The sequence below is a fragment of the Actinokineospora sp. HUAS TT18 genome, assembly GCF_051364635.1.
Lineage (GTDB): Bacteria > Actinomycetota > Actinomycetes > Mycobacteriales > Pseudonocardiaceae > Actinokineospora.
Genome location: NZ_CP195645.1, coordinates 789453 through 802071, shown reverse-complemented (window position 1 = coordinate 802071; position 12619 = coordinate 789453). Strand labels below are relative to the sequence as shown.

The 12619-nt window shown below is 70.5% G+C and carries 8 protein-coding genes; all 8 read right to left on the bottom strand.

What is annotated here, in order from left to right; genetic code table 11:
- Positions 1-2 precede the first annotated feature (2 nt).
- Complete coding sequence (locus ACSHT8_RS03520; RefSeq protein WP_436497610.1) at positions 3-2477, bottom strand: phosphocholine-specific phospholipase C; 2475 nt, start codon at positions 2475-2477, stop codon at positions 3-5.
- A 207-nt stretch (positions 2478-2684) separates the two neighbouring features.
- A complete protein-coding gene (locus tag ACSHT8_RS03515) occupies positions 2685-3062 on the bottom strand; it encodes a RidA family protein (RefSeq protein ID WP_436497608.1) in 378 nt (125 codons plus the stop codon).
- A 33-nt stretch (positions 3063-3095) separates the two neighbouring features.
- Positions 3096-5663, bottom strand: a complete 2568-nt coding sequence (locus tag ACSHT8_RS03510; RefSeq protein ID WP_436497607.1) for a DUF4118 domain-containing protein — start codon at positions 5661-5663, stop codon at positions 3096-3098.
- A gap of 9 nt (positions 5664-5672) precedes the next feature.
- Positions 5673-6194 (bottom strand): potassium-transporting ATPase subunit C, encoded by a 522-nt coding sequence (locus tag ACSHT8_RS03505; RefSeq protein WP_436497605.1) that lies wholly within the window; start codon positions 6192-6194, stop codon positions 5673-5675.
- Positions 6195-6199: 5 nt separating this feature from the next.
- The gene (gene kdpB, locus ACSHT8_RS03500) at positions 6200-8167 is read right to left on the bottom strand and encodes a potassium-transporting ATPase subunit KdpB (RefSeq protein ID WP_436497603.1); all 1968 of its coding nucleotides are present in this window, start codon (positions 8165-8167) and stop codon (positions 6200-6202) included.
- On the bottom strand, positions 8164-9702 hold the full coding sequence (gene kdpA / locus ACSHT8_RS03495; RefSeq protein WP_436501980.1) for a potassium-transporting ATPase subunit KdpA: 1539 nt from the start codon (positions 9700-9702) through the stop codon (positions 8164-8166). The genes kdpB and kdpA overlap by 4 nt, the downstream gene beginning before the upstream one ends.
- A 320-nt stretch (positions 9703-10022) precedes the next feature.
- Complete coding sequence (locus ACSHT8_RS03490; protein WP_436497601.1) at positions 10023-11744, bottom strand: carboxypeptidase regulatory-like domain-containing protein; 1722 nt, start codon at positions 11742-11744, stop codon at positions 10023-10025.
- A gap of 86 nt (positions 11745-11830) precedes the next feature.
- Entirely contained in the window at positions 11831-12556 is a 726-nt protein-coding gene (locus ACSHT8_RS03485) for a ferritin-like domain-containing protein (RefSeq protein WP_436497599.1), read from the bottom strand.
- Between the last annotated feature and the right edge of the window lie 63 nt (positions 12557-12619).

Sequence of the window (12619 nt, the reverse complement as noted above, 5' to 3'; positions counted from 1 at the left end):
CGTCAGGTCCCGGTGACGCCGACACTCGCCGCCGACGTCCACGGGCCGCGGCCGCCCGCCTCGGTGAGGGCGCGCAGCCGGACGTACTTGGCGGTGCGGACCGGGAAGGTGATCGTCTTGAGTGTGGCGGTATCGGCGAAGGTGCCGGTGGCGACCGGGCTGCCCCAGTTGACGCCGTCGGCGCTGACGTGGACCTCGTAGTCGCCGATGCGGCCGTTGGCGGACCCGTCCTGGCGGGGCAGGTAGGTCAGGCCGGAGACCGAACGCTGCGTGCCGAGGTCGAGGACGACCATGTGCGGCAGCGGGTCCGACCCGCCGCTCCAGCGGGTGTGCCACTTCGTCCCGGGGTTGCCGTCGGCGACGTTGAGGGCGTCGCCGCGTTCGCCAGCGGTCTCCTCGCTGTCGGTGTCGACGACGACCACGGGAAGCGGTCCCGCCTGGGTGCGGGCGCCAATGGTGGGGTCGCTGGTGGAGGGCTTGCCGGTCTCCATGTGCCCGGCGAAACGGCGCAGGAAGCCGTCCGTGGTGTCCGCGGTGGCGGTGAAGTCGTACCAGTGGTTGGAACTGGTGACCGTGAAGTAGTCCTCGACCGTGGCGCCCGCGCCGACGGTGTAGGGCCACGGCCCGTCGCCGCGGTAGCGGTTGGCCTTCACCGTGACCACGCACGAGCGGGTGCCGCTGTTCTTCATGGTCAGATAGATCCGGCCCTCGGTGGGCGCGTAGCGCATCGTCACCTCCGGGTTCGCGTTGCCGCTGGTCGTCGCGGTGACGCGGTTGCCGACGAACTGGCGGAGGAAGCCGTTGGGGCCGTGGCAGGTGTAGTCGTAGGCCCCGGTCGGGGTGCCCACCGCGAAGTTGTCGGAGACGGTCTTGCCCGCCTCGGCGGTGTAGCGCCACACCTGCGGCGCGCGGAACCGGTTGGCCGTGACGTAGAAGTGCGCGCCCGCCGTGCCCGCGCTGGTGAAGTCGAAATACACGTTCGACGCGGTGACTCGCGCGCTGACGGTCAGCACGTAGGGCAGCGGCCGGGCGGGCCGGGTGCCGGGTTCCTGGGTGGGCATCGTCTGGGTCGCGGGCACGGTCGGCCGGGGGAAGGTGTTGGTCTGCCACCAGCCGTAGTCGACGTAGCGGGACGTGTCGGGCAGGGCGGGCCACGTGGTCGGCGCGGTACCCGCGAAGTCGAACATCGAGGTGAGGTCGCCGCACACCGAGCGCCGCCAAGCGGAGATGTTCGGCTCGGCCACGCCGAAACGGCGCTCCAGGAACCGCAGGACCGAGGTGTGGTCGAAGACCTCCGAGTTGACGTAACCGCCCCGGGTCCACGGCGACACCACGATGAGCGGCACCCGGAAGCCCAGGCCGATCGGCTTGCCGTCGGTGTGGATCTCGCCGGTGTTGGCCACGGTGGACCGGCCGTCGTCGCCGTCGCCGTAGAGGCCGTTGACCGGCGGCACCGGCGGCGGGATGTGGTCCCAGAAGCCGCCGAACTCGTCGTAGTTGAGGATGAACACGGTCTTGGCGAACACCGCCGGGTTCGCCGCGAGCTTCTCCAGCAGCCGCGCGGTCAGGTCCTCGCCCGCGGGCGGATGGTGGTCGGCGTGTTCGGACAGCGCGGTGGGCGCCACGATCCACGACACCTGGGGCAGGGTCCCGTTGGCCACGTCCGCGCCGAACGCCGCGACCAGGTCCGGCACGACCTTGACCCCGCGCTCGTACAGCGGCTGGCCGGGCCGTGAGTCGATGAACGTCTGGAAGTACTCCAGCAGGTTGTCGTCGAAGTCGTCGGACTCCTGGTACACCTTCCAGCTGACGCCCGCGTCCTGCAGGCGCTCGGCGTAGGACTTCCACCGGAAGCCGGTGCCGCTGTTGTCCACTTGGGATGGCTGGCCGACCGACCGGCCGTTGGTGCCGCTGACGGAGAACAGCCGGTTGGGGTTGGTGCTGGTGAAGCACGACTGGAAGTAGTTGTCGCCGATGGTGAACGCGTCGGCGAGCGCGTGGTAGAAAGCCAGGTCCGGGCGGGTGAAGTAGCCCATGCCGAGGTCGGGGTTGCGCGCCGAGCAGAACTTGTCGTGCAAACCGTTGTTCCACAGCGTCTGCGCGTCACCCCAGCCCCAGCCGCCCGGCGCGGAGATGTCCACCGCGTAGGTGCTCGTGGTGTCCAGTCGGAACGGCAGCTGGTAGCCGTCGGCGTGCAGCGTGGTCGGCTGGTGGAACACCGAGCGGCCGCTCTGCCACTTCAGCGCCGTCGGGTCGCCGTACCCGCGCACGCCGCGCAGCGTGCCGAAGTAGTGGTCGAACGGCCGGTTCTCCTGCATGAAGATCACCACGTGCTGGATGTCGGCGATGCTGCCCCCCGCCTCGACCTTCACTTCCAGCAGGTCCCGCAGCACCTGCGGCAGCGCGCCGCTCGCCGCGACCGCCGCCGCGGCACCCGCCATCCCGAACAACTGTCGCCGGTTGATGCCATCAGCCATCGATCTGCCCATCCCGAGTGTCCCGCGCGGTGCGCGTAGTTGACAGGACAAGTGCGCGCGGACTCGACGCACCGGCCACCGGGGGCGCTGTCCGACCTTCGACCACGTAACCCATAAGGCCACGTGAATCGAGTGACGCCGATTACAGACGACCGACTCTGAGTTGTCAATACATGTTTGGCGGATGGCGGAAACAGACAGTCGCGATCACCCGGCGATGGCGTACGCCTCGATCTCGACCTTCATGCGCGGGTCGATCAGGGCCGCCACCTGGACCAGCGTCGCGGCGGGACGCACCTCGGCGAACGCCTCGCGGTGGGCCTTCGCCACCAGGTCGACGTCGGCGATGTCCGTCACGTAGGTGACGGTCCGCACGACGGCCGCCATGGTCGCCCCGGCCTCGACCAGGGCGTCCTCGATGATCGACAAGACGGACTTGGCCTGCACGTACGCGTCAGCCCCGTCGAGGAACGGGTCGCGCGCCGTCGTCCCGGAGACGTGGATGTGGTCACCGACGCGGACCGCCCGGCAGTACCCGTACATGTCCTCATAGGCGCCGCCGGACGCGATGTTGCGACGTTCCACTGTGCTCTCCCCGAGGTCGGTTTCGACGCCAACCTACTGGGCCGGGACGTGCGCGGGCAGCGAGATCACGACCGTGAGGCCGCCACCGGGGGTGTCCTCGGCGGTGATCGTCCCGCCCATGGCGTCGATGAATCCCTTGGCGACACTCAGGCCGAGGCCGACCCCGGGGGTGGCGTCGCGGTCGCCGAGGCGTTGGAACGGGGTGAACAGCGCCGCCGCGGCCTTCTTCGGGATGCCTGGGCCGTGGTCGACGACGCGCAGCTCGACGCGGGCGCCGTGGGCGCTGGCCCGCACGGCGATCTCGGGCTCGTCGGCGGTGACGTGCCCGTCGCCGTCGACGTCGACATGCCTGCGGGGGCGGAGGCGGCCGTGGCGCTGGGCGTTGTCGATGAGGTTGGCGACGACGCGTTCGAGCAGGCCGATGTCGGCGGACACCTCCGGCAGATCCTCATCGACGTCCACGGCGATGCCGGAGCGGTCCCCCACCGCCGACAGCGCGCGGGCGACGATCTCGTAGTAGCCGACTCCGCGCAGTTGCGGCGCGACTGAGCCGGTGGCGAGCCGGGACGAGTCGAGCAGGTTGTCGACCAGCGCGGTGAGCCGGTCGGCGGATTCCTCGACGGTGGCCAGGAGTTCGGCGGTGTCCTCGGCGGACAGGGCGAGTTCGGGGTCGCGCAGGCTGCCGACGGCGGCCTTGATGGAGGTCAGCGGGGTGCGCAGGTCATGGCCGACGGCCGAGAGAAGCGCGGTGCGCAGTTCGGTGGTGTCGGCGCGGTGGCGGGCGGCGGCGGTCTCGGCGGCCATGCGCTGCTGGCGCAAGGCCATGACCGCCTGACCCGCGGCCGCCTCGACGACCCGCCGGTCGGCCGCGGCGAGGGCGCGGCCGCGCAGCGCCAGGCGCACGTCGGTGGTGACCACGATGTCGGCGTCGGCCTCGGCGGGGTCGGGCCGCGGGCCGACGGCGGCCACCGTGGTCCACTCGCCGTCGCGGCGTTCGAGCAGGGCGACGGAGTCGAGGCTGAAGTTCTCCTGGATCTTCTCCAGCAGCCGGGTCAGCGGCCGCTCGCTCGTGAGGACGGTGCGCGCGTAGGAGGCCAGCAGCGCGGCCTCGGTGCGGGCGTGCGCGGCCTGTTCGGTGAGCCGGGCCGCCCGGTCGATCACCAGCGCGACCAGCACGCCGACGATCACCATGGCGATCAGGGTGACCACGTTCTCCGGCGCCGCCACGGCGAGGCTGTGATAGGGCAGGGTGAAGAAGAAATTCAGCAGCCCCGCGCCGAGGAACGCCGCGCCAAGGGCCGGGCCGAGCCCACCGACGACGGCCGCTGCGCAGGTGGCGAGCAGGAATCCGATGAGGACGGTGGAGTCGTCGAGCTCGTCGCGCCACAGCGAGCCCAGCGCCGCGACGAGCGCGGGCAACAGCAGCGCGACGGCCCAGCCCGCGACACGCCTGGTTATCGGGAGCGCGTTGGGGGCGCCCCTCCAGCGCACCCCGCGGCGGGCCTCGTCGTGGGTCACCATGTGCACGTCGATAGAGCCGGACGACTGGACGACCGCGGACCCGATGCCCTCATCGAACACCCTGGCCAGCCTCGACCGGCGGGACGTGCCCAGGACCAACTGCGTCGCGTTGACGCCGCGTGCGAACTCCAGCAGCGCGTCGGGCACGTTGTCGCCGACGACGTTGTGGAAGGTGGCGCCCAGATCCTCGGCGATCTTGCGGTAACGGGTGAGCAGATCGGGCGGGGCGCCGGAGAGCCCGTCGCCGCGCAGGATGTGCACGACGAGCAGCTCGGCGCCCGCGCGCAGGGCGATGCGGCGGGCGCGGCGGATCAGCGTCTCGCTCTCGGGGCCGCCGGTGATGGCGGCGACGACGCGTTCGCGGGCCTCCCACGTCTCGGTGATGGCCTGTTCGGTGCGGTAGCGCTGCAGGGCGACGTCGACCTGGTCGGCGACCCACAGCAGCGCCAGCTCCCGCAGCGCGGTCAGGTTGCCGACGCGGAAGTAGTTGCCGAGCGCGGCGTCGATCTGGTGGGCGGCGTAGACGTTGCCGTGGGCGAGCCTGCGGCGCAGCGCCTCCGGGGTGAGGTCGACCAGCTCGACCTGCTCGGCACGGCGCACGACCTCGTCGGGCACGGTCTCCTGCTGCTGGACGCCGGTGATGCGCTCGACCACGTCGTTGAGCGACTCGAGGTGCTGGACGTTGACCGTGGACAGCACGTCGATACCGGCGTCGAGCAGTTCCTCGACGTCCGCCCAGCGTTTGGCGTTGCGGGAGCCCGGCACGTTGGTGTGGGCGAGTTCGTCGATGACGGCGACCTCGGGCGCGCGGGCCAGCAGGGCGTCGACGTCCATCTCGGTGAAGTCGACGCCGCGGTGCGCGACGTGCGCGCGGGGCATGACCTCCAGGCCGTCGAGCAATTCGGCGGTCTTGACCCGACCGTGGGTCTCGACCAGGCCGACGACGACGTCGGTGCCACGATCGCGGCGGCGGTGCGCCTCACCGAGCATCGCGAACGTCTTGCCGACACCGGGGGCCGCGCCGAGGTAGATCCGCAGCTCGCCGCGCCTTGGCTTGTTCTCCACGGTCCGAGTGTCCATCCCGACGCGCTACTCGGCCGCTTCGAGCGCCCGGTTCAGCGCGGTCACGTTCACCACAGTGCCGCTGGTGTGCTCGGCGACGAGGTCCCGCACGCGCTGTTCTGGCAGCCCGGTCGCCTTGGCCACCCTGGGCACCTGCAGTTCGGCGTAGGCCGGGCTGATGTGCGGGTCGAGCCCGGAAGCCGACGCGGTGACCGCGTCCTGCGGCACCTGGTCCTCTGCCACGCCCTCCCGCCGGGCCACCGCGGCCCGGCGCTCGGCGACGACAGCGGTGTAGTCGGAGTCGACCTCGGACTTGTTGGACCCGCCCGACGCGGGCAGGGTCGCCGCGGACGGGCGGGTGTGGAACCACTGGTCGCCTTCGCGATCGACGCCGACCAGGGTGGTGTCGACGGCCTCGGCGTTGGCGTAAAGGCCCGGGACCCGGCTCACCAGCCAGATCCCGGCCGGGTAGAGGATCCCGGTCAGCACGGTGAGGACAAGCAGGACGCGAAGTCCCGCCGCGGTCTGCTTGCGGAACGCTGTGAGCACCTCGGTCACCCGATTCCAGGGATGAGACGGACGAACAGGTCGATGAGCCAGATCCCGGCGAACGGGACGGCGACGCCGCCGAGCCCGTAGACCAGCAGGTTGCGCCGCAGCAGCGACGCCGCGCTGGCAGGCCGGTAGCGCACGCCGCGCAGCGCCAGCGGGATCAGCACGACGATGATCAGTGCGTTGAAGATCACCGCGGACAGGATGGCCGACTGGGGCGTGCCCAAGTGCATGATGTTGAGCTTGTCGAGCTGCGGGTAGATCGCGGCGAACATCGCGGGCAGGATGGCGAAGTACTTCGCCAGGTCGTTGGCCACGGAGAACGTCGTCAGCGCGCCGCGGGTGATCAGCAGCTGCTTGCCGATCTCCACGATCTCGATCAGCTTGGTCGGGTCGGAGTCGAGGTCGACCATGTTCCCCGCCTCCTTGGCCGCCGACGTGCCGGTGTTCATCGCCACGCCGACGTCGGACTGGGCCAGCGCCGGGGCGTCGTTGGTGCCGTCGCCGGTCATCGCGACGAGCTTGCCGCCCTCCTGTTCCTTGCGGATCAGGGCCAGCTTGTCCTCCGGCGTCGCCTCGGCGAGAAAGTCGTCGACGCCCGCCTCCACCGCGATGGCCTTGGCTGTCAGCGGATTGTCGCCAGTGACCATCACCGTCCTGATGCCCATGGCACGCAGTTCGGCGAACCGCTGCGCGATACCCGGTTTGACCACATCGGACAGTCGGATCACCCCGAGCACGGTGTCGTTCTCGGCGACCACGAGCGGTGTGCCGCCTTCGGCGCTGATGTCGTCCACAACGGACTGAACGGCGCCGTCGATGTTGAACGCGCCGGCGGCGCCCTTGCGGATACGGCGGTCGCCCAGGTCGATGCCGCTCACCCGGGTCTGCGCGGTGAACGGTACGAACTCACCGGCCTTCTCCCCGTCGGTGGCGTGGGCCGCCAGGTGGTAGCGCTCGACGCAGAGGTCGACGACGCTGCGGCCCTCCGGCGTGCCGTCGGCGAGACTCGACAGGCGGGCCACCTCGGCGAGATGGCGCGCGTCCACGTTCGCCGCCGGGATGAACTCGGTGGCGCGGCGGTTGCCCCAGGTGATCGTGCCGGTCTTGTCGAGCAGCAGGGTGTCGATGTCGCCCGCGGCCTCGACGGCCTTGCCGGAGGTGGCCAGCACGTTGCGCTGGACCAGCCGGTCCATGCCCGCGATGCCGATCGCGCTCAGCAGCGCGCCGATGGTCGTCGGGATCAGGCAGACCAGCAGGGCGGTCAGCACGATCACCGACTGCGGCCCGCCGGAGAAGACCGCGAAGGGCTGGAGGGCGACCACGGCCAGCAGGAAGATGATCGTGAGCGTCGTGAGCAGGATCGTCAGCGCGATCTCGTTCGGCGTCTTCCGCCGTTCCGCGCCTTCGACCAGGGCGATCATCCGGTCGACAAAGGACTCCCCCGGTTTCGTGGCGATCCGCACGACGATCCGGTCCGACAGCACCGTGGTGCCGCCGGTGACCGCGCACCGGTCGCCGCCGGACTCCCTGATGACCGGCGCCGACTCGCCGGTGATCGCGGACTCGTCGACGGTCGCGATGCCCTCGACGACATCGCCGTCGCCGGGGATGACCTCGCCTGCCTCGACCACGACGAGGTCGCCGATGGCCAGTTCGGTGCCGGGGACGCGTTCCTCCGCGCCGCTCGCGGTCAAGCGCCGGGCGATGGCGTCCTTCTTGGACTTGCGCAGCGACTCGGCCTGCGCCTTTCCCCGGCCCTCGGCGACCGCCTCGGCCAGGTTGGCGAACAGCACCGTGAACCACAGCCAGGCGGCGACGGCGACACTGAACACGCTGGGGTCGCGGACGGCGAAGACGGTGACCAGCACCGAACCGGCCCAGACGACGAGCATGACCGGGTTGCGGAGCTGGTGGCGCGGGTTGAGCTTGCGCACTGCGTCCGGCAGCGCGGTGGACGGGAAGATCACAGCAGAGCCTCCGCGATGGGGCCGAGAGCGAGGGCGGGGACGAAGGTGAGCGCGGCGACCAGCACGACGCTGCCGCCGAGGAGCGTCGCGAACAGCGGACCCGTGGTGGGCAGGGTGCCCGCGGTGACCGGCGTCTTCTTCTGCGCGGCCAGCGAACCGGCGAGCGCCAGGACCGCGATGATCGGGATGAACCGGCCCAGCGCCATGCACACGGCTAGCGAGGACTGGAACCAGTCGCTGGTCGCGGTGATCCCGGCGAACGCGCTGCCGTTGTTGTTCGACGCCGACGCGTAGGCGTAGAGGATCTCCGACAGGCCGTGCGGGCCGGAGTTGTTCAGCGCCGCGGCCGTGCCCGGCAGCAGCGCGGCGATCCCGGCGCCGATCAGCAGGACGGTGGGCATGGCCAGGATCGACACCGCCGCGGCCGTCATCTCCCGGCGGCCCAGCTTCTTGCCCAGGTACTCCGGGGTGCGGCCGACCATCAGACCCGCGAGGAAGACCGCGATGATCGCCATGACCAGGATGCTGTAGAGGCCCGTGCCGACGCCGCCGGGTGTCATCTCGCCGAACAGCATGTTCAGCAGCGCTCCCCCGCCGCCCAGGCCGGTGAAGCTGTCGTGCATCGCGTTGACCGCGCCGGTGGACGTGCCGGTGGTGGCGTTCGCGAACAGCGCCGACTCGGAGACGCCGAAGCGCAGTTCCTTGCCCTCCAGCGGCCGAGCGCCTGCGCTCTCAGCCCACCAGATCACCGCGAGCATGCCCGCCCACAGGGTGCCCATGACGCCGAGCAGGACGTAACCCTGCTTCCGGTCGCCCACCAGGGTGCCGAAGGTTCGCGTCAGGCAGACGGGGATGAGCAGCAGCAGGAAGACCTCGACGAGGTTCGACCAGTAGCTCGGGTTCTCGAACGGGTGCGCCGAGTTGGCGTTGAAGATCCCGCCGCCGTTGGTGCCCAGTTCCTTGATGGCTTCCTGGCCGGCCGTCGGCGCTTGGGCGACGAGCTGACCGTCCACAGTGACACCGGACTTGAGGCTCATGGTCACGCCGAGCGCGATCAGCACGACCGCGAACAGCGCCGCCACCGGCAGCAGGATCCGGACGGTGCCGCGCACGAGGTCGACCCAGAAGTTGCCCAGCCGGTCGGTCTGGTGCCGGACGAACCCGCGCACCAACGCGACCGCCACGGCGAGACCGACCGCGGCGGAGACGAAGTTCTGCACGGTCAGCCCGGCCATCTGCACCGCGTGCCCCATGACGGTTTCGGGCACATAGGACTGCCAGTTCGTGTTGGTCACGAAGCTGATCGCGCTGTTGAACGCCATCGCCGGGGCTATCGGGCCGCGGTCGAAGTCGAACGGGAGGAGCGGCTGGATTCGTTGCAGGACATAGAGGAAGACGACGCCGACGAACGAGAATCCGAGCACGCCGAGCGCGTAGGTACCCCACTTCTGCTCGGAGTCGGGGTTGACGCGGACCAGTCGGTAGACGGCGGTCTCGAACCGGGAGTGCCTCGGCGCGGAGTACACGCGCGCCATGTAGTCGCCGAAAGGTCGATAGACGATGGCTAATAAGAGGCAGACGACGATCGCGCTCACAGCCGCTCCAGGCCGCGCACCGTCAGCGCCAACAGAAGGAAGATCCCAATCAGCAGCAACGCATAGGCCACATCGGCCATGAGCGCGCCCCTTTCCCCGTCGAATCCGGCCGCTCCATACGGCGGCGCGGGCAGCGTGCCCGAGGGATTCAGCCGGTCGGGTGATCCTGACGCGAGCTTTACGCGGCAAGCCGGGGCCTTAACGCGATGTTGATGGCGCGGAGGGTCGCCCGGAAGTCGGGTGACCCTCCGCACGTCAGGTCACTGAGGGACGGGGAGGTCGACGGTGACCGTCTGCCCCGCATTCACCTTGATCGTGTCCGAGTAGGCAGGCGTCCCCGACATCGACGCGATGTAGAGGAGCTTGACCTTCCGGGTCCCGATCCCCGAGACCTCGTACGTACCGTCAGCGCGGGCGAAGCCGTTCGGCGAGGCGTAGTCGCCGGTGCGCGGATCGACGGCGAGGACGGTGATGTAGGGCGCGGGCCGGGTCGCGCCGATCAGCTTCCCGGTGACGCGGCCCGCCGCCGGGAGCGCGGCGTCCACGGTCGCGGTCTCGCCCACGCGCACGGCGATCTCGGCGGCCTCGAGCCGGTCCGCGGCCCCACCGGACCACGTCCAGGCGTACTTGCCCGAGTAGTCGGGGAACTGGACCCGCCAGTCGTACGGCCCGAGTCCGCTGATCGTGTAGCGCCCTTCGGTGTAGGTGCACGCGGGGGTGAACCACTGCGTGCGCCACGCGGCGGCCGGGGTGACCGTCGCGCAGATGTCACTGACCGGGCGGCCGTCGGCCTGGGCGGTCACGGTGCCCGAGATGGCGCCCGCGCCGTCGAGCCGGACCGGGACCGAGGCCGTGGCTCCGGCGACCGCCTCGATCCACGTCGCCTTGTCGACGTTGCCGGTGCCGCCGTGCGCGCCGACCCACTGGGCGCCGTGCACGCCGTCGGTGGTCTTGACGAACGCCCGGAAGCGTCCCGCCGGGTAGCCGCCGACGCGGACGACGCCCTGGCTGTCCGCGCAGTTGGTGTGGTCGTGGACCACGCCCCTGCCTTCCTCGTTGACGAGCACGACGCACGCGCCCGCGACCGGGGCGGCCGTCGCCGCGTCGCGCATGGTGAACTCGAGCTTGGCCTCCGGCGTCAGCGTGGTGGCCGCCGACGTCGTGGCGTCGGCGCGCACAACGACGTCGTCGACGCCGCCGTAGAGGTAGCCCGCGGGCGGCGAGATGGAGAAGGAGTAGGTGCCGACGCTGATCGTGCGGAACGCGGCCCGGCCATCGGCGCCAGTGCACGCGAACACGAACTGCGGACCACCGCGCGTCGACACACACGCACCCGCGAGCGGCGCCGAGGTTTTCGCGTCGGTCACGGTGATGTCGAGGTTGCCCGTGGGCAGAGCGGTCTCCCAGACCGCCGTCTCGCCGTCGCCGACCGTGATCTGGCTGGCGTCGGCGAAGTTCACCTGCCCGTAGGCCCACTGGCTCAACCCGCTCGGCTGGATGAACTTCAGCGTGTAGGTGCCCGGCACCACCCGCGTCATCCGGAACGCGCCCGCGGCGTCGGTCACGGCTGAGCGGCGGAAGTTCTGGTATCCCTCGTGCAGTTCCACGGTGGCGTTCGCGATCGGGGCGCCCGCGCTGGTTTTGAAACCGCCGACCACGGTGCCGTACTTGACCGGCGCTAGTGCTATCGACGCGGTGCCCGGCGCGGTGACCGGGTCGGCGGTGCCCAGCGAGTCCTTTCCGAACGCCCACTGGGCGATGTGGTCGTAGGCGTAGACGTGGAGCCGGTACGCCTCGCCCGGCTCGAGCCAGTACAGGTCGTAGGTGCCGTCCTCTTCGGCGTTGACGCCGCCCGTGCTGTACCCACTGGAGTCGTAGGCCTCGACCCAGGCCCCACCCACGGGCGCACCGGTCTCGGCGTTGGTGATCGTTCCCACGATGCCCGTGCTCTGCGCCGAGGCCGGGGTCGCGAGACCGATCACGATGAGTAATGCCGTACACATGACGAAGATCCGTCGAATAATCCTGCCCACCAGTCGACACTCCATTCGGAAGCGAGTTCCAGGATTCAGACATCCACGCTGTCGTCGGCTGACCGGAGATCGTTAGCGCCCACAACCGGCTCCCGATGAGGCTGCGGGGACCGCCTGCGGGTGAGACCCCAGAACAGCTTGACGCAAGCGGCAACGAAGTCGCGGCGGGTTGTGCCCAGGGCGTGGAGGGCGGGGCCGTGGTCGAGCGCCACCACCAGGGCGACTCCGCAGAACAGGGCCCGCCACAGGGGCAGGGCGCGGGGGCGCGGGCCGAGTCGGGCGAGGTGGAACGGCACGTGCCTGCGCTCGTCGGCGAGGATGCGGCCCGCCACCGCGGTCGTCAGTGGGTCGCTGGTGCCGTCGCGCAGGGTTCGGTAGTAGACGAGGGCGATGACCTCGGCGATCATCAGCACCTTCAGCTCCAGTGTCAGTCCGAGCGCGCGCCGCAGTCGCACGAAGACCGCGTCCGACCAGTGGCCGGTGATCGTCCGCGCACCCGCCGCCGCGAGCAGGGCGGCCAGCAGCCGGGCGTGTTCCTGTTCCTCGGCGACGAACATCCGCGCGGCGCGGGCGTAGTCGGCGTCTCCGGCGGCGTCGGCCTTGGCGATCAGGTTGGCGCCGTCGCCGTCCTCGCCGACCTGGAACCGCTGGACGCTGCGCACGACCGCCGGGTGCAGGCGGGCGCCGAGTGTCCATTCCGGTTCCGCCGCCGCTGATCGACGTGCGGCTTCGACCTCGAAGTGTCTTACCCATCGCTTCATGGATCCACCGTCACACGGGGTCGGCCGGGTGCGGCCCGCCTTCACGAATGCTTCACCGGATCC

What these genes read in the sequence shown, in the direction of transcription:
- ACSHT8_RS03520 (WP_436497610.1), bottom strand. Translation starts at nt 2,477, where the DNA reads ATGGCTGATGGCATCAACCGGCGACAGTTGTTCGGGATGGCGGGTGCC.
- ACSHT8_RS03510 (WP_436497607.1), bottom strand. Translation starts at nt 5,663, where the DNA reads ATGGACACTCGGACCGTGGAGAACAAGCCAAGGCGCGGCGAGCTGCGG.
- kdpA (WP_436501980.1), bottom strand. Translation starts at nt 9,702, where the DNA reads ATGGCGCGCGTGTACTCCGCGCCGAGGCACTCCCGGTTCGAGACCGCC.
- ACSHT8_RS03485 (WP_436497599.1), bottom strand. Translation starts at nt 12,556, where the DNA reads ATGAAGCGATGGGTAAGACACTTCGAGGTCGAAGCCGCACGTCGATCA.